This window comes from Micromonospora sp. KC213, from assembly GCF_004348325.1.
Classification (GTDB): Bacteria; Actinomycetota; Actinomycetes; order Mycobacteriales; family Micromonosporaceae; genus Micromonospora.
The window spans coordinates 1-16,408 of sequence record NZ_SMKF01000011.1 but is presented as its reverse complement, the minus strand read 5'-3'; the positions used below and the strand labels follow the sequence as shown (position 1 = coordinate 16,408).

20 protein-coding genes and 2 pseudogenes are annotated in these 16,408 nt (G+C 72.8%); 9 read left to right on the top strand and 13 right to left on the bottom strand.

Annotation, left to right across the window (positions count from 1 at the left end; genetic code table 11):
- Window positions 1-36: 36 nt before the first annotated feature.
- Both E1166_RS04820 and E1166_RS04815 read left to right on the top strand, forming a co-directional pair.
- Window positions 37-726 carry a response regulator transcription factor gene (locus tag E1166_RS04820; protein WP_132261911.1) on the top strand — a complete coding sequence of 230 codons (690 nt, stop codon included), beginning with the start codon at window positions 37-39 and terminating at the stop codon, window positions 724-726.
- Window positions 727-755: 29 nt separating this feature from the next.
- Window positions 756-2,153 carry a HAMP domain-containing sensor histidine kinase gene (locus tag E1166_RS04815; protein ID WP_165944235.1) on the top strand — a complete coding sequence of 466 codons (1,398 nt, stop codon included), beginning with the start codon at window positions 756-758 and terminating at the stop codon, window positions 2,151-2,153.
- 14 nt (window positions 2,154-2,167) lie between these two features.
- Here E1166_RS04815 and E1166_RS04810 read toward each other — a convergent pair whose 3' ends face one another.
- Both E1166_RS04810 and E1166_RS04805 read right to left on the bottom strand, forming a co-directional pair.
- Window positions 2,168-3,190 (bottom strand): adenosine deaminase, encoded by a 1,023-nt coding sequence (locus E1166_RS04810; RefSeq protein WP_132336125.1) that lies wholly within the window; start codon window positions 3,188-3,190, stop codon window positions 2,168-2,170.
- On the bottom strand, window positions 3,187-3,984 hold the full coding sequence (locus E1166_RS04805; protein ID WP_132336209.1) for a trans-aconitate 2-methyltransferase: 798 nt from the start codon (window positions 3,982-3,984) through the stop codon (window positions 3,187-3,189). The genes E1166_RS04810 and E1166_RS04805 overlap by 4 nt, the downstream gene beginning before the upstream one ends.
- 84 nt (window positions 3,985-4,068) lie before the next feature.
- Here E1166_RS04805 and E1166_RS04800 point away from each other — a divergent pair, with 84 nt between their 5' ends.
- Window positions 4,069-5,052 carry an aldo/keto reductase gene (locus E1166_RS04800; protein WP_132336123.1) on the top strand — a complete coding sequence of 328 codons (984 nt, stop codon included), beginning with the start codon at window positions 4,069-4,071 and terminating at the stop codon, window positions 5,050-5,052.
- A gap of 89 nt (window positions 5,053-5,141) precedes the next feature.
- Window positions 5,142-5,336 (top strand): hypothetical protein, encoded by a 195-nt coding sequence (locus E1166_RS04795; RefSeq protein WP_132261919.1) that lies wholly within the window; start codon window positions 5,142-5,144, stop codon window positions 5,334-5,336.
- 127 nt (window positions 5,337-5,463) lie between these two features.
- Here E1166_RS04795 and E1166_RS04790 read toward each other — a convergent pair whose 3' ends face one another.
- The 7 genes and pseudogenes from E1166_RS04790 to E1166_RS04760 form a co-directional block, all read right to left on the bottom strand.
- Entirely contained in the window at window positions 5,464-5,667 is a 204-nt protein-coding gene (locus tag E1166_RS04790; protein WP_007075740.1) for a cold-shock protein, read from the bottom strand.
- Window positions 5,668-5,955: 288 nt separating this feature from the next.
- A complete protein-coding gene (locus E1166_RS04785; protein ID WP_132261921.1) occupies window positions 5,956-6,228 on the bottom strand; it encodes a DUF4235 domain-containing protein in 273 nt (90 codons plus the stop codon).
- Complete coding sequence (locus E1166_RS04780; RefSeq protein WP_132336121.1) at window positions 6,225-6,560, bottom strand: DUF3618 domain-containing protein; 336 nt, start codon at window positions 6,558-6,560, stop codon at window positions 6,225-6,227. Before E1166_RS04780 ends, E1166_RS04785 begins: the two co-directional genes overlap by 4 nt.
- Window positions 6,557-6,991 carry a phage holin family protein gene (locus E1166_RS04775; RefSeq protein ID WP_132261925.1) on the bottom strand — a complete coding sequence of 145 codons (435 nt, stop codon included), beginning with the start codon at window positions 6,989-6,991 and terminating at the stop codon, window positions 6,557-6,559. Before E1166_RS04775 ends, E1166_RS04780 begins: the two co-directional genes overlap by 4 nt.
- Window positions 6,992-7,289: 298 nt before the next feature.
- A pseudogene (locus E1166_RS04770) lies at window positions 7,290-8,480 on the bottom strand (mechanosensitive ion channel domain-containing protein); the annotation flags it as partial.
- A 76-nt stretch (window positions 8,481-8,556) separates the two neighbouring features.
- On the bottom strand, window positions 8,557-9,378 hold the full coding sequence (locus E1166_RS04765; protein ID WP_132336117.1) for a DUF1206 domain-containing protein: 822 nt from the start codon (window positions 9,376-9,378) through the stop codon (window positions 8,557-8,559).
- A 55-nt stretch (window positions 9,379-9,433) separates the two neighbouring features.
- On the bottom strand, window positions 9,434-9,793 hold the full coding sequence (locus tag E1166_RS04760; protein WP_132261931.1) for a hypothetical protein: 360 nt from the start codon (window positions 9,791-9,793) through the stop codon (window positions 9,434-9,436).
- A gap of 106 nt (window positions 9,794-9,899) precedes the next feature.
- On the opposite strand from E1166_RS04760, the gene E1166_RS04755 reads away from it, so the two are divergent.
- The 4 genes from E1166_RS04755 to E1166_RS04745 all read left to right on the top strand — a co-directional run bounded on the left by E1166_RS04755 (window position 9,900) and on the right by E1166_RS04745 (window position 12,604).
- Window positions 9,900-10,187 (top strand): GNAT family N-acetyltransferase, encoded by a 288-nt coding sequence (locus E1166_RS04755; RefSeq protein ID WP_132336115.1) that lies wholly within the window; start codon window positions 9,900-9,902, stop codon window positions 10,185-10,187.
- A 41-nt stretch (window positions 10,188-10,228) separates the two neighbouring features.
- The gene (locus tag E1166_RS32440; RefSeq protein WP_256370817.1) at window positions 10,229-10,354 is read left to right on the top strand and encodes a hypothetical protein; all 126 of its coding nucleotides are present in this window, start codon (window positions 10,229-10,231) and stop codon (window positions 10,352-10,354) included.
- 45 nt (window positions 10,355-10,399) lie between these two features.
- Window positions 10,400-12,031 carry a RecQ family ATP-dependent DNA helicase gene (locus tag E1166_RS04750; protein ID WP_132336113.1) on the top strand — a complete coding sequence of 544 codons (1,632 nt, stop codon included), beginning with the start codon at window positions 10,400-10,402 and terminating at the stop codon, window positions 12,029-12,031.
- 69 nt (window positions 12,032-12,100) lie between these two features.
- Window positions 12,101-12,604, top strand: a complete 504-nt coding sequence (locus E1166_RS04745; protein ID WP_132336111.1) for a hypothetical protein — start codon at window positions 12,101-12,103, stop codon at window positions 12,602-12,604.
- A gap of 56 nt (window positions 12,605-12,660) precedes the next feature.
- On the opposite strand, the gene E1166_RS04740 is transcribed toward E1166_RS04745, so the two are convergent.
- A complete protein-coding gene (locus E1166_RS04740; protein WP_132336109.1) occupies window positions 12,661-13,425 on the bottom strand; it encodes an ABC transporter permease in 765 nt (254 codons plus the stop codon).
- Complete coding sequence (locus tag E1166_RS04735; RefSeq protein ID WP_132336107.1) at window positions 13,418-14,386, bottom strand: ATP-binding cassette domain-containing protein; 969 nt, start codon at window positions 14,384-14,386, stop codon at window positions 13,418-13,420. Before E1166_RS04735 ends, E1166_RS04740 begins: the two co-directional genes overlap by 8 nt.
- A gap of 101 nt (window positions 14,387-14,487) precedes the next feature.
- On the opposite strand from E1166_RS04735, the gene E1166_RS04730 reads away from it, so the two are divergent.
- The gene (locus E1166_RS04730; protein ID WP_132336105.1) at window positions 14,488-15,246 is read left to right on the top strand and encodes a TetR/AcrR family transcriptional regulator; all 759 of its coding nucleotides are present in this window, start codon (window positions 14,488-14,490) and stop codon (window positions 15,244-15,246) included.
- Between the two features lie 17 nt (window positions 15,247-15,263).
- On the opposite strand, the gene E1166_RS04725 is transcribed toward E1166_RS04730, so the two are convergent.
- Window positions 15,264-16,247 carry a DNA topoisomerase IB gene (locus tag E1166_RS04725; protein WP_132336103.1) on the bottom strand — a complete coding sequence of 328 codons (984 nt, stop codon included), beginning with the start codon at window positions 16,245-16,247 and terminating at the stop codon, window positions 15,264-15,266.
- A pseudogene (locus E1166_RS31785) lies at window positions 16,231-16,408 on the bottom strand (glycosyltransferase family 9 protein); the annotation flags it as partial. The gene E1166_RS04725 and the pseudogene E1166_RS31785, both read right to left, overlap by 17 nt.

Sequence of the window (16,408 nt, the reverse complement as noted above, 5' to 3'; positions counted from 1 at the left end):
ACGTGATCAACTTGCCACCGGCAGTACGGTGCTGACGTGGCCACCGTGCTCCTGGTCGAAGACGACCACGTCGTACGCGGAGCGATGCTGCGTTCCCTGACCGAGCGGGGGCACGCGGTACACGCGGTCGGCACGGCGTTGGACGCGTTACGCCGGGTGGCCGCCGAGAGCCCCGACCTGGTCGTGCTCGACCTCGGCCTGCCCGACCTGGACGGCGCGGACGCGCTGCGGATGCTGCGCGGCATCACCGACGTACCGGTCATCATCGCCACCGCCCGCGACGACGAGCAGTCGGTGGTCCGGCTGCTGCGCGCCGGCGCGGACGACTACATGGTCAAGCCCTTCACCGGCGCCCACCTGGACGCCCGGATCACCACCGTGCTGCGCCGGGTCGGCCGGGCCAGCCGGGCGGTGCCGCCGGCGGTGCACACCGTCGGCGGCCTGCGGGTTGACGTGGGCGAGCGCAGCGCCGTGCTCGACGGCGAACCACTGGCGCTGACCCGCAAGGAGTTCGACCTGCTGGCCTATCTCGCCGCCCGACCCGGCCGGGTAGTGTCCCGGCGGGAACTTTTGGAGGAGGTATGGCGGCAGCCGTCGGTCGGCGAGGACCAGACCATCGACGTTCACCTGTACTGGCTGCGCCGAAAGATGGGCGAGTCCGCGGCGAAGCCGCGTTACCTGCGCACCGTGCGGGGGGTCGGCTTCCGGCTGGTGGTCCCGGACTGAGGCTGGCGCTGGCGTACCTCACCGCCGGCATGTGCGCGCTGGTCGCACTCGCCTTCCTGGTGCCGCTCGGGTTGACCCTGCGCGAGGAGGTCCGCGACGCGGCGCTGGCCGACGCGGCGCGGCGGGGCGCGCTGGTCACCGGGGCTCTCGCGGTGAGCACCGATCCAGCGGCGGTACGCCGGGCGGTGCTGGCCAGCGGCGACGATCCGGCCATCCGGCCGGTGGTGCACGGGTTGGGCGACGCGGAACCGGTCGGCCGCGCCCCCGAGAGCGACCTGGATCGGGCCCGTACCGAGCAGCGGTCGATCATCGCCGCCGTCGACGGTGGCCTGGTGCGGCTCGATCCGGTGGTCCTCGACGATCGGATCGCCGTGGTGGAGACCTTCGTTCCCGACGCACGGTTGCGGGAGGGGGCCGACCGGACGTGGTGGTTGCTGGCCGGGGTCGCCGTGGCGCTGGTGGGGGCGGCGGTGATCGTGGTGGACCGGGTGGCGACGCGGACGGTCGAGGCCACCGCCGGGCTGGTCGGGGCAGCCATCGCGGTCGGCGACGGTGATCTGGGCGTCCGGGTGGAGCCCGGCGGTCCCCGGGAACTGGTCGAGGCGGGGTACGCCTTCAACCGGATGGCGGACCGGCTGGTAGCCGCCCGCACCGACGAGCGCGAACTGGTCGCGGACCTGTCGCACCGGCTGCGTACGCCACTGACCGTGCTGCGGCTGGACGCCGAGGGGTTGGACTCGGACGACACCGGCGTCGGCGCGTTCAGCGCGGCGGAGTTGGACCGGCGGCGGACGATCCGACGGATCCGGCAGGCAATCGTCACCCTGGAGGGCGAGGTCGACGTGCTGATCACGACGACCCGCAAGGCTGTCACCCGCGAGACCGGGCCGGCCGAGTGCGACGTCAGCGAGGTGGTCCGGGAGCGGATGGTGTTCTGGGCCGCGCTGGCCGGCGACCAGAACCGCCCCTACCAGGTGATCGGCGCCCAGTTGCGGGTCCCGGCGCCGGTCCCCCGGGCCGAGTTGGCCGCCGCCCTGGACGCGGTGATCGGTAACGTCTTCCGCTACACGCCGCAGGGGACGGCGTTCGAGGTGGCGGTCTCCCGCCGGGACGGCTACGTGGCGATCCGGGTCGACGACGCCGGCCCGGGCATCGCCGACCCGGACCGGGCGCTGCGTCGCGGCGCGAGCGACCAGGGTTCCACCGGGCTGGGGCTGGACATCGCCAAGCGGGTGGCGGTGCAGGCCAACGGCTCGGTGAGCATCGACCGGGCCCGCCTCGGCGGGGCCAGCGTGGTGATGCTGCTGGCGGACCCGGGGGCGACGCCCCGGCAGGTCAGCCGGTTCGGGCTGGTCGGCCGGATGGCCCGGGAGGTCCGGGAGGTCCGGGAGCAGCACGGGACCCGCTGGCCCCGCCGTCGTTCCTGACCCTCACCGGCCGCTCAGCGCCGCCCGGCCGCGTACGCGTCGATCTCGGCGCTGATCCGGGCCTTGTCCCCGGGCGCCAGGAACGAGGCGGTCACCGCGTCCTTGGCCAGCGCGGCCAGTCGGTCGGTGCCGGCGTCGAGCAGCCGGGCGGCCACGGCGTACTCGTCGTTGAGGGTGGTGCCGAACATCGGCGGGTCATCGGAGTTGACGGTGACAAGGACGCCGGCGTCGACCAGCCGCCGCAGGGGATGGACGGAGATGTCGGGAACCGCCCGGGTCCGCACGTTGGAGGTCGGGCAGACCTCCAGCGCGATCCGGTGCTCGGCCAGGTACGCCAGCAGTTCCGGGTCGTCGGCGGCGGAGATGCCGTGGCCGACCCGCTCGGCGCCGAGTTCACGCAGCGCGTCCCAGACCGTCTGCGGGCCGGTGGTCTCCCCGGCGTGCGGCACCGACCGCAGCCCGGCCGCCCGGGCCTGGTCGAAGTACGGCTTGAACTGCGGCCGGGGCACGCCGATCTCCGGGCCGCCCAGGCCGAAGCTGATCAGCCCGTCGGGCCGCTCCTCCAGCGCGATGCGCAGGGTCTCCTCGGCTGCCGGCAGTCCGGCCTCGCCGGGGATGTCGAAGCACCAGCGCAGGGCGATGCCGAAGTCGGCCTCGGCCCGTTTGCGGGCGTCCTCGATCGCCTCGCAGAACGCCGGTGCGGGGATGCCGCGGCGCACGTGCGAGTACGGGGTGACGGTCAGCTCGGCGTAGCGGACCTGCTGCCGGGCCAGTTCGCGGGCGACCTCGTGGGTGAGGATCCAGACGTCCTCCGGGTCGCGGATGAGGTCCACCACGCTCAGGTAGATCTCGATGAAGTGGGCGAAGTCGCGGAAGGCGAAGTAGTCGGCCAACGCCTGCGGGTCGGCCGGGACCGGGCTGCGCCCCTCGTGCCGCGCGGCGAGCTCGGCCACGATGCGGGGCGAGGCGGAGCCGACGTGGTGCACGTGCAGCTCCACCTTGGGCAGGCCGGCGATGAAGGTGGGCAGGTCGGTCACGGGTTGTTCTCCTCTGCACGGGCGCCGGTGCGGGCGACCACGAAGATCCGGCGGAACGGAAAGTACACCTGACCATGCCGCACCGGGTATGCCTCGGCGAGGCGTAGCCCCAGGTCGGTCCGGAAGTCGGCCCAGCCGTCGGCGTCCAGCGCGGCCTGTACCGGGCGCAACGCGGTGCCCTCCATCCAGCGCAGCACCGGATGGTCGGCTCCCGGTTCGGCGGGTAGCAGGTGCACGTACACAGTCTCCCAGGCGTCGACGGCGCACCCGATGCCGGCCAGTGACGCCGCGTAGTCGACGGCGTCGTCGACCGGGTCGGCCCGCAGCAGCGGGCCGAGGGTGCCCACCCACCGGTCCCGGCGGGCGATCTCGCGCAGGGCCCGGTGCGACGGGGCGGTGAAGTTGCCGGGCACCTGGAACGCCAGCCAGGCGCCGGGGGGCAGTTCCTGGGCCCAGCGGGCCAGCAGGTCCCGGTGCTCGGGCACCCACTGGAGTACCGCGTTGGCGACGAGCACGTCGACGTCGGGCCCGGGTCGCCAGTCGGTGGCGTCACCGACGCGGAACTCGGCCCGGGTGTCGAGGGCGGCGGCGCGGGCGATCATTTGCGGGGACGTGTCGAACCCGACGACCCGGGCGTCCGGCCAGCGGGCGGCGAGGGCCGCGGTCAGGGTGCCGGGGCCGCACCCGAGGTCGACCACGGCACGCGGCCGGTCCACCGGGATCCGGGCGACCAGGTCGTGGAACGGACGGGACCGCTCGCTGCCGTAGCGCAGGTAGGTGCCGGGATCCCACATCGTCAACTCCAAACCGTACGTACGTTTTGTTCAAACCTACGGCCCGCGTCCCGGGCCGGCAAGCCGTTCACTAGGCTCGGGCGCATGGAACAGCGCAGCTTCGACCGGCTCGGCCGGCAGGTGGGTGTGGTCGGCCTGGGTGCCTGGCAGCTCGGGGCGGACTGGGGACAGGTCGGCGAGGACGACGCCCTGGCCGTCCTGGCCGCCGCCGTGGACTCCGGAGTCACCTTCCTCGACACCGCCGACGTCTACGGCGACGGCCGCAGCGAACAGCTCATCGGCCGCTTCCTGCGGGAACGACCCGGGCACGGGCTGACCGTGGCGACCAAGATGGGCCGCCGGGTGGCCCAGACGCCGCAGGCGTACACCCTGGACAACTTCCGGGCCTGGACCGACCGGTCCCGGGCCAACCTCGGCGTGGACACCCTGGACCTGGTCCAACTGCACTGCCCGCCGACGCCCGTCTTCACCGACGACCGGGTCTTCGACGCCCTGGACACCCTGGTGCAGGAGAAGCGGATCGCCGGGTACGGCGTCAGCGTCGAGACCTGCGACCAGGCGCTCACCGCGATCGCCCGGCCCGGGACGGCCAGCGTGCAGATCATCCTCAACGCCGTCCGGCTCAAGCCCCTGGAGCGGGTGCTGCCCGCCGCCGCCTCCGCCGGTGTCGGGATCATCGCGCGGGTGCCGCTCGCCAGCGGTCTGCTCTCCGGCAAGTACGACGAGCACACTACCTTCGCCGCCGACGACCACCGGAACTACAACCGGCACGGGGAGAGCTTCGACATCGGGGAGACCTTCTCCGGCGTCGACTACGACCTCGGCCTGGCGGTCGTCCGCCGACTCGCCCCGCTGGTCGGCCCCGACCGCACCATGGCGCAGTTCGCGCTCCGCTGGATCATCGACCAGCCCGGCGTCACGGTCGTCATCCCCGGCGCCCGCAACCCGCAGCAGGCACGCGGCAACGCCACCGCCGCGGCGCTGCCGCCGTTGACCGACGCGGAGCGCGACACCGTACGCGCCGTCTACGACGAGTTGGTCCGGCCCCGGGTGCACGACCGGTGGTGAGCCGTGCCGGCAGGGTGCTCGCGGCCGGCCCCGCCAGCCCGGATGCTGGGGGTGGGGCCGGCGTGGCCGGCGCACTGGAGGTGGCACGAATGAGAGGTTGGTTCACGCTCACCCTCGGCCTGCTGGCCGTGGTGACCGGCGCCGTCTGGACGGTGCAGGGGCTCGGCTACGTCAGCGACAGCGTCATGACCGACCAGCGGATCTGGGCCGTGCTCGGTCCGGCGCTGGCGGCGGTCGGGCTCGGCCTGCTCTGGCACGGCATGCGGTCCCGCCGGGGCGGCTGAACCGACGGCGGGAGACCGCCCGGACGGCCCGGGAACGCGGAAAGCCCCGCGTCCGAAACAGACACGGGGCTTCTCGTCGATCCGGCTGGCCGGATCACCCGGGCCGGCGGCTGCCGACCGGCACTGGTCAGATGGGGCGGACCTGCTCGGCCTGCGGACCCTTCTGACCCTGGGCGATCTCGAACTCCACCCGCTGGTTCTCCTCCAGCGTGCGGTAGCCGCTGGTCTGGATGGCCGAGAAGTGGACGAACACGTCAGCACCCCCGCCGTCGACGGTGATGAAGCCGAAGCCCTTGTCAGCGTTGAACCACTTCACGGTTCCCTGCGCCATGTGTATCTCCTTCTAAAACTGGCGGCCGAGCACACCGTGCGGCCGATTGGCCGTTTTCGAGCAGCGGTGCCTGAGGCGGCCCCCACGAAGGAGACTTCTCTCAACCCACGCCGTCTCGACAACAGCGGGGATCAGCAAACCACGTACGCAAAAACTTCGCACAGCCTACCGGACGAAATTCTCCGACATGTGACCTGACGGATGCCGGATCTCCGCTCGGCGGCTCCCTCGGGTCATGCGAAAGGCCCCCGACCGCCGCCGCGGGAAGGGGCACACCGCCGGTCCCGGTCAGTCCGGCCAGCTGCCGGTCAACCGGCGTACGCCGACCGCACCGCCACGGTCCACCGCCGCCCGGACCACCGCGAAGATCGCCCCCTGCAGCGCCGCCGCGGCGAGGACCTCGCCCCAACCGCGGTCCTCATCGGTCGCGCTGGGGGCCTCGCCGTCCCCCGCGGTCATCTTCCAGACCTGCCGGAAGATGACCCCGGCGACCGTGCCGGCCGCCAGACCGAGCAGCACCCCGACGGGTCGGTATGCCGCCTTGCCGATGCCCTTGCTCACCTACGCCTCCCCCGCACGATCAGCAGCACCACCACCGCTGCCAGCGCCCCAGCCGCAACCGCCGCCCAGGGGGCCGGGCCGCGCCGCAGCGCCTCCCGGTATTCCTGCGACCGCAGCTCGTCGGTCTTCTGCGCCGCCTGCCCGCGAACCCGGGCCACGGTGAGCGCCGCCTGCCCGCGCATCCGTTCCCTCGCCTGGCCGGCGGAGGACCGCAGCCGGGCCCTGACGTCGGCCTTCGCGGCCAACAACTCCATCGTCTCGCCCAACTCCACCCGGGTACGCCGGATCTCCTCGCGCAGCGCCTCGGTGTCGCCGGTCCCGTTGCCCGTCATGCCCGTCCCCTGTCCTTCACGGCCGCGGTGACCACGTCCATGTCCGCCCGCAGGCTGCGGACCGTCCTCTCCGGAACCGGCGGTACGGCACGGCTGACCTGCTTCTTCCCGACCAGGGCGAGGACCCCGGCGACCAGGAACAGCAGCACCGCCACGATCAGGGCGGCCGCCCACGCCGGCAACGCCAGGTCCAACAGCAGGATCGCCGTGGTGACCAGCGCGCCGAGGCCGTAGAAGGCGAGCGCCCCGCCACCGCCGAAGAGGCCGATGCCGATCCCGGCGTGCTTGCCCTTCTGGGTCAGCTCCGCCCGGGCCAGCGCCAGCTCGTCCCGCACCAGTCGGGAGACCTGCTCGGTGGCCCGCTGCACCAGCTCGGCGGTGGAGGGCTCGTTCCCCTTCGTGGACGTGCGGTGGTTCGCGACGTCAGCCATGCTGTCCTCCTTTCGTCATCACCGCGCTGAATGCCCGCAGTCGCTACCCGTCAATCCTGCGTACGGTGACCAACCACATCTGACCTCAGGTTGGGCCGTACCGTCCGGCGAAACGCAGAAGCCGATCCGACGAAGCCCCCGTGACCGGCGGTCACGGGGGCTTCGTGGAGACGGGTCAGCGGTGGCCGTCGAGGGAGTCCCGGGAGCCGACGAGCGTCCCGCCGCGGCCATCGGCGTCGGCGCCGCTGCCGTCGTCGCCGGACTCGCCCCGGCCGTCGGACCCTACCTCGCTCTTCTCCCGGGGCTCGGCATCGTTGTCCGGGCCGACGAAGGCCTCGCTGCGCGCCTCACCGTCGCCACTGCCGCCGAAGACGCGGGCGTCGTCCGGCACGTCGGTCTCCGTACGACGGCGCACCGGGCGGCGCGGCTGCACCCACTGCCAGGGCAGGGTGCCGGAGGAGTCGCCGATCTCGGTCCGCGAGCGCGGCAGGGCGGTCGGCCGCTGGTCGCGGATCCAGCCGACCAGATGCTCGCGGACCAGGCAGCGCAGATCCCAGAGGCTGCCCGCGTCGGCGGCGCTGACCAACGCGCGGAGCTTGACCAGACCGCCGGTCGCGTCGGTCACCTGGAGCACGCACACCCGGCCGTCCCACAGGTCGGTGCTCTCCACCAGCCGGCGCAGTTCCTCGCGCATCGTCTGCACCGGGACCGACCAGTCGACGTCGAACTCGGCCGTGCCGAGCACCGCCGCCTCGGTCCGGGTCCAGTTCTGGAACGGGGTGCTGGTGAAGTAGGAGGTGGGCAGGATCAGGCGTCGGTCGTCCCAGATCTGCACCACCACGTAGCTGAGGGTCAGCTCCTCGATCCGCCCCCACTCCCCCTCGACAACCACCACGTCGTCGAGGCGTACCGCGTCGCTGAAGGCGAGTTGGAGACCGGCGATGACGTTGCCGAGCAGGCTCTGGGCGGCCAGCGCGGCGACCACACCGGCCACCCCGGCACTGGTCAGCAGGCCGGCGCCGATGCCGCGTACGGCGGGAAAGGTCATCAGCATCACGCCGATGGCCAGCACCACGATCACCGCGATGGTGAGCCGCCGCAGCAGGACAACCTGGGTGCGCACCCGCCGGGCGTGGCGGTTGTTCGGCACGTCCACCCGGAACCGGGCCAGTGCGGTGTCCTCCACCACCACCAGCAGCGCCGCCACCAGCCAGGCAGCGGCGGCGACCACGGCGAGCACCAGGGTGTGCAGCACCACCTGCCGCCACTGGGTGCCCACCGCGTACCCGGTGCTGAACCGCACCGCGAGTTGCACGGCCAGCACCGTCGTGGCGACCTGAAACGGCCGGTGGACGTGCTCGGCGAGTTCGGTCATCAGCAGCGAACGCCGGCCGAGCCGGCGGATCATCCGATGCACCACCGCGGCGGCGAACACGGCGATGGCCGCCGCGGCAGCCGCGGCAGCCATCGTCATGAGGTAGTTCCGCACTGAGTCTCCCTCCGAACAGGCGGGTCAGTTCCGGGCAAAAGCCCTATGGTGCCTGGGCATCCGGATATCGACCAACTCAGACGCGGCGGTAGCGGGACTGCACGAAACAGTAGACACCGAAGGCGGCGATGCCGAGGGCCATCAGCACCAGCAGGAGCTGACCGTAGGGCTGGTCCCGCAGGGTACGCAGGGCGCCGTCCAGGCCCCGCGACTTCTCCGGGTCGTAGTGCACGGCGGCCACCACGATCAGCAGACCGGCGATCGCGAACACGGCCCCTCGGGCGCTGTAGCCCGCCATACCCAGCCGGCGGCTGAGCGTCCGGGTCTTCCGGCTCATCTCGCCGATCTTCAGGTTGCGCTCGAACTTCTTCTTGAGGCCGTAGATCACCATGCCGATGCCGACGGCAGCGAGCACCAGGCCGGCGAGCCCGACCAGCCAGCGACCGCCGGTGGAGGCCATCAGCCGGGCGGAGAAGGCTTCCTGCTGGTCGGCGCTGGCGGCGCTGGCGTCGCGGACGACCAGGACCGCGGTCCAGGCGAGCCAGAGGAAGACCACGGTACGCACGACCGAGGCGATCCGCTCGAACAGCCGCTCCCTGCCCCGCTTGGCGTGGTGGCCGACGGCAGCCTCCAACGCCTGCCAGACAGCCATGGCGGCCAGGCCGACGGCGATCGCGATCAACAGAAACTTGCCCATGGGCTGCGCGCCCAGGGTACGTAGCGCACCGTCGTGGTTGGCCTGCTCGCCGGAGGTGCCGAAGGCGACCTGGAGGGCGAGCCAGGCGAAGAGCAGGTGCACGATCCCGTAGCCGACGAAGCCGGCCCGGGCGAGGAGTTCCAGCCAGCGGCTGTCCGCGGTGCGGGCGGCGGTGGCTCCGGCGTTCCGGGTGAGAGACATGGGGCCGTCTATTGCCGGTCGCGCAGATCGGCAAACGTGGGCCCCGCCGGGCCGGTCAGCCGTTGGGGTTGCGCGCCACCCGAATCTTGACCTCCTGGTCGGTGACGCTGTCCAGCGTCACCGCGAAGCCGCCGACCTCGGCGGCCTGCTGGCCGGTGGTCAGCGAGACCCGCTCACCGGCGACCTCGACGGTGACCTGGTCACCCTCCGCGCCGATCAGCTTGGCCTTGACGCCGAGAATGTTGGCCTGGGCGTCGACGCCCCGGTCGAAGGTGATCGTGCAGGCGTCCAGACCGCAGTCGGTGCTGGCGCCCTCGGAGCTGCAGCCGGCCAGCAGCGCCGCACCGAGAGCGAGAGGGGCCAGCAGGCCGGCGGCCCGTCGGGTGAGGGAGGAGATTCCGGTTCGGGTCGTCACCCGACCAAGGGTACGAGACGCGGGCCAGACAGGCACCGCTCGAGCCGAGGCGGGCGGTTACCGCCGAACCGGACCGGCCGGCCCGGTGCCGGGAGACAATGGCCCGGTGAGTTTCCTGGTCGAGGAGAACCCTGCCAAGCGCCGCTTCGAGATCCTGGTCGACGGCGCGCTGGCCGGCTTCACCGCGTACCTGCCCCGAGGCGAGGTGCGGGTGTTCACCCACACCGAGGTACGCCCGGAGTACCAGGACATGGGCGTCGGCGCGGCACTGGTCCGCAACACGCTGGAGCAGGTACGCGCGGAGGGTGGCCGGGTGGTGCCGCAGTGCCCGTTCATGCGGGCCTTCATCACCCACCACCCCGAGTACGCCGACCTGGTGGTCGCGCCCACCTGACCGCTGTGGCGGCCGGCCCCGTGGCGTGCGACAGTGCCGGGATGGACGCGCTGCCGCTGGCCGACGCCAGCACACCGGCCGACATCCCCGGCGTACGCCTGCTCGGCCTGGTGGTCGGCGGCCTGCTGCTGCTCGCCGCCATCCGGGCGATGTTCCGGCGACGCTGACCGGAGGGTTTCGTCGATGATCGGCACGGGTACCTCCGGCCCCTGATGAAGCTGTCCACGAACTCCATGACGTTGCGGCGCGCGGCGCGCAGCCTGTTCGGCTGGACCGCCCTGCGGCCCCATCAGCTCGCCGCGATGCGCGCCGTGATGAAGCGGCGCGACGCGCTGGTGGTGCTGCCCACCGGTGCCGGCAAGTCGGCGATCTACCAGATACCGGCCAGCCTGATCCCCGGCCCGACGGTGGTGATCTCCCCGCTGCTGGCCCTTCAGCAGGACCAGATCGCCGCCCTCAACGAACGGCAGCGTCCGGAGCTGCGGGCGGTACGGATCAGCTCCGCGGAGAGCCCGGCCCAGCAGGCCGAGGCGATCACCGAGATCCGCGACGGGCGGGCGGAGTTCCTCTTCATCACCCCGGAGCAGCTCGGCAACCCCGACCGGATGGCCGAGGTGAGGTCGCTGAAGCCGGCCCTGGTCGCGGTCGACGAGGCACACTGCATCTCCGCCTGGGGCCACGACTTCCGCCCGGACTACCTGGCGCTGGGTCACCTCGTCGACGGCCTCGGCCGGCCGCCGGTGGTCGCTCTGACCGCCACCGCCTCACCCCCGGTACGCGACGACATCATCGCCCGGCTGCGGCTGCGCGACCCGGAGGTGGTGATCTCCGGGCTGGATCGGCCGAACCTCTTCATCGAGGTCGCCCACTGCCCGACCGACGACTACCGGTGGCGGCGGCTGACCACGCTGCTGGGCGACGACGGCCGCCCCGGCATCATCTACGTTCCCACCCGCCGCACCGCCGAGGAGCTGGCAACACGGCTCACCGATGCCGGTTTCCCGGCGCGGCATTACCACGGCGGTATGCCCACCGGTGCCCGCCAGGACCTGCACGAGGCATTCCTCGCCGACCAGGTGCCGATCATGGTGGCCACCTCGGCCTTCGGCATGGGCATCGACAAACCGAACATCGCCTGGGTGGTCCACATGGCGCTGCCCGACTCCCCGGACAGCTACTTCCAGGAGATCGGCCGTGCCGGTCGGGACGGCGAACCGGCCCGGGTGCTGCTGCTGTGGCGGGCCGAGGACGTCTCGCTCCAGCGCTATTTCAGCGGCGGCCTGCCCGACCCCACCGAGCTACGGGACCTGGCCGCGTTGCTGCGCAAGCAGCCCCGCACCAGGAAGGAGCTGCGCGAGCTGACCGGCCTCGGCGCGCGCAAACTGGGCCAGTACCTGGCACTGCTGGAGCAGGTCGGCGCGGCGCAGCCACGCGCGCGGCAGAAGATCGGCGCTCCCCGGTACTCCCCCACTCCGGTGGATGCCGCCCGCGCAGCGGTGGCCGAGGCGGAACGCCGGCAGACCGTCACCCGCTCGCGCACCGACATGATGCGCGCCTTCGCCGAGACCACCGCCTGCCGGGGGCAGACGCTGCTGGCGTACTTCGGCGAGCAGATGTCCGCCGTCTGCGGGCACTGCGACAACTGCCACGAGGGCACCAGCCGCGCCGACGACGGCGCGGTCGGCCCGTTCCCGGTGCACAGCCAGGTCCGGCACCCGGAGTGGGGGACCGGCCTGGTGCTCAACTACGTCGACGACCGGATGACGGTCCTCTTCGACGAGGTCGGCTACAAGACGCTCTCCGTGCCCGTGGTGTCGGAGCAGGGTCTGCTGACGCTGGACTAGCCTGGCCGGGCACCCGCGCGGGTGCCACGGACGTGTGAGAAGTGACCCAGGGCGAGAGGGGCTCAAGTCGTGATCGAACAACCGGCGTACACCGGTTTCGGGTTCTCCGACGAGGAGTGGGGGCTGCTGGTCGGCCTGCCGCAGGCGGTGCTCACCGCCGCCAGCGCCGCCGAGTCCGACGGCTCCCGACGCACCCGTGCGGAGACCGCCGCCGGGTTGGAGACCATCGCCGCCGGCCGGGAGTCGGCCAGCCCGCTGGTCGCCGCGGTGGCCGGGGAACTCGTGGCCCGGGTGGGCGATCCGGAGGCGGGCGAGGAACTGCCGGTCATCGAGCCGGCCGACCCGCAGGGCCTGATCGACGACGTGCTGGCCCGGGCCGGTCAGGCGTCGGCCCTGCTCTCCGCCAAGGTCGACGAGGGCCAGGCCGGGGCGTACCGACACTGGCTGGTGGAGATCGCCGAGCAGGTGGTGGGCGCGGCCTCGACGGGCGGCCTCCTCGGCATCGGTGGCGACCAGGTCAGCGACTCGGAGCGGCGCTTCCGGGACCGGCTCTCGCACGTGCTCAACGACTGACGGCCGACGACGGCGGCGGTCCCGGTGGACCGCCGCCGTCTCGTGGCGCCGCCGGCTCAGGCGACCCGGCGCCGGAACAGCACGGCGGCGAGCAGCACGGACACCAGCAGGATGCCGACGCACCAGGCCGCCGCGATGGCCGGTGCCGACCCGGGCGGCGTGCCGAGCAGCAGCGCCCGCAGGGTCTCGATGACCGGGGTGACCGGCTGGTGGTCGGCGAAGCCGCGCAGCCAGCTCGGCATGGTCTGCACCGGGACGAACGCGCTGCTCGGGTAGGGCAGGAACATGACCAGGAAGGTGAAGCCGCTGGCCGCCTCCGGGGTCCGGGCGAGCAGCCCGAACGCGGCGGACAGCCAGGACACCGCGAGCAGGAACAGCAGCAGCACCCCGGCCGCGGCGAGCCAGCCCAGCGGGTCGACGGCCGGGCGGAACCCGATCGCCACGGCCACGCCGAGGACGAGCACCGTCGAGACCAGGTTGCGCAGGACGCTCGCGACGACGTGGCCGCCGAGGATCGCGGTGGCGGCGACGTCCATCGTGCGCAACCGCTCGACCAGGCCGTTGCCGAGATCGGTGGTGACGCTCATCGCGGTGCCCGCCGCCCCGAAACCGGCGCAGAGCAGCAGCACCCCGGGCACGACGTAGGTGACGTACGCGCCGCCGGTGTCGATGGCGCCGCCGAAGAGGTAGACGAAGATCAACATCAGGATCACCGGCAGCAGCAGCGAGGTGAGCAGCGCGTCGATGTTACGGCGGGAGAGTCGTACGCACCGTTGCACCAGGACGGACAGCTCGGCGCCCCGGGCGGTCAGCTCAGACACCGGCTACCTCCCGGTGGGTGGCGGGCGTCTGCCCGGTCAGGGTGAGGAAGACGTCGTCGAGCGTCGCGGTGCGCAGGTGGAATCGCTCGACGCCCTGCCGGTCGGGGTCCACCTCGTCGAGCAGTCGGCGGACCTGCGGCGCGTCGCCGTCGATGGGTACGGCCAGTTCGCGCCGGCCGGGGTCGATGTGGGCCAGCCGGCCGCCGAGCCGGCGGGCCGCGGCGGCGAACCGGTCGTCGTCGCGCATGGTCAGTTCCAGCCGGTGGGCACCGAAGCGCCGCTTCAGCTCCTCGGCGGTCCCCTCGGCCGCCAGCCGGCCCCCGTGCAGGACCGCGACCCGGTCGGCGAGCTGGTCGGCCTCCTCCAGGTACTGCGTGGTCAGCAGCACCGTGACACCTCCGGCGGCCAGCTCCGCGACGACCTCCCACAGCGCCTGCCGGCTGCGCGGGTCGAGCCCGGTAGTCGGCTCGTCGAGGAAGATGACCGACGGCGAGCCGACCAGGCTGGCCGCGAGGTCGAGCCGGCGACGCATCCCGCCGGAGTAGGTCGACACCCGGCGGTCGGCCGCCGCCGCCAGGTCGAAGCGCTCCAACAGGTCGGCGGTGCGCCGACGGGCCGCCGGGCGGGGCAGCCCGGCGAGCCGGGCCAGCATCGTCAGGTTCTCCATCCCGGTCTGCGCGTCGTCGAGGGCCGCGTGCTGGCCGGCGAGGCTGATCAGTCGGCGCACCCGGCGCCGGTCGCGGATCACGTCGAGACCGTCCACCCGGGCGCTCCCGCCATCGGGGGCGGTCAGCGTCGACAGGATCCGGATCGTGGTGGTCTTGCCCGCGCCGTTGGGTCCCAGCAGGGCGTGCACGCTGCCCCGGGCCACCCGCAGTGTCAGCCCGTCGAGCACCGCCACCGCGCCGAAGGACTTGCGCAACCCGACGGCCTCCACCGCCGAAGTTGTCCGCTCCCCCATGGTTCCTCACTCTCCGCATTCTGCGTATGCCATACGCTCTACTGCGTAGAGGATACGCAGAAGCTAGGATGGCGTGTCAACACCGCGAGCGAGAGGCGAGGATGAACGAGCCGGACGACGACCTGCCCGAGAGCGTGGCTATCGCCTGGGGCCTGCGGGAGCGTCCCGGCAAGGGCCCCCGGCGCAGCCTCACCCTGGACCAGGTCGTGGCCGCCGCCATCCGGGTGGCCGAGGCCGACGGACTGGCCGGGGTCTCGATGAGCCGGGTCGCCGGCGAGCTGGGCGTGGCCACCATGTCGCTCTACCGCTACGTCCCGGCGAAGACCGACCTGGTGGATCTGATGACCGACGCCGCCTACGGCGGTCCTCCGCCGCCACGCGACCCGGACGAGGGATGGCGGTCGGCGCTCACCCGCTGGGCCGAGGGCAACGTGGCGACCATCCGTCGCCACCCGTGGCTGCGGCACGTGCCGGTCAGCGGCCCGCCCATCCGCCCCAACCAGGTGCGCTGGATGGAACGAGGGCTCGACTCCCTGCGCGGCACCGGCCTGTTGCCGAGCGAGCGCCTGTCGACGGTCCTGCTGGTCAGCGGATACGCCCGGAACTGGGCGACGCTGACCGTCGACCTCGCCGAGGCGGCCGCCCGCTCCCAGCTCACCGCCGAAGAGGCCGGCGTCCGCTACTGGCAACACCTCGAACGGCTCACCCGGGCGGGCGCCTTCCCGGCGATCCGGGAACTGCTCGCCGAGTGGGCCGCCGCAGAGGACGACGAGGAGTTCGACGCGGAGTGGCAGTTCGGCCTCGACCGCCTGCTCGACGGTGTCGAGGCCCTGATCAACGGCCGGCCGCCCGCCGCCTGAGCGGCAGCGGGGCCGGGTCAGGTCTCCTGCAACAACGTGAGCACCGCCCGCTCCGCCTCGTCGCGCGACGCCCGCCGGCCAACCGGCACCAACACACCGTCGTGGTAGAGATCCACCACCCGCGGATCCACGTACGACGTACGCGCCACCGTCGGGGTGTTGCCGAGCAGCTCCGCCACCGCGCGCATCACGGCGGCGATCGCCCTGCGGCGCGCGGTGGCCGACCGCTGCCGGCCCACCGTAGCCAGCTCGGTGGCCGCCAGCACGGTGGCGTGCCAGGTCCGGAAGTCCTTCGCGGTCATCTCCCCGCCACTGGCCTCGCGCAGGTAGTCGTTGATCTCGTCGCTACGCACGTCGCGCCAGGCGCCGCCGTCCCGGTAACCGAAGAGCCGCTGCTCGCCGCGGCGGCGGCGGCGCAGCGCGGTCAGCACCCGGCACAGCTCCGGGTCCTCGATCCGGCGGACCTGCTCGATGCCCCCCTTCGCGGGAAACTCGAACACCACGCAACCACCCCGGGACCGGGCGTGCTCGGGGCGCAGGGTGGACACGCCGAAGGTGGCGTCCTCGCCGACGGCGTACTGGCCGTTGCCGACCCGGAACATACCCATGTCGAGCAGTCGGGTGACGGTGGCCAGCACCCGCTCCCGGTGCAGGCCACGCCCGTCCAGGTCACGTGCGATCCGGGCACGCAGCGCCGGCAGCCGGCGGGCCACCTCCAACACGTGGTCGAACTTCGCCTCGTCCCGCCTGCGCCGCCACTGCGGGTGGTAGAGGTACTGCTTGCGCCCGGCCGCGTCGATGCCGGTCGCCTGGATGTGCCCGTTCGGGTACGGCGAGATCCACACGTCCTGCCAGGCCGGCGGGATCACCAGAGCCCGCAGCCGGGCCCGCTCCTGCGGGTCGCGGACCGGCTCGCCCTGCGGGTTCAGGAACACCCAGCCCCGACCGGCCCGGCGACGCCCGTAGCCCGCCCGGCCCGGATCACTACGCCGCAACCGCACCGGATATCCGCACCGCCTCTTCGGCCTCGTCCACGGCGGCCAGCACCCGGTCCACCGGAATGGCCGCCAACGTCGGATGGGTTCCTACCCCGGGCCGGCACGGGCAATCCCGCTCCCCGCCCCACAGCACGCGGTGCCGGGGCCGGTCCGGTGGTGGGCCC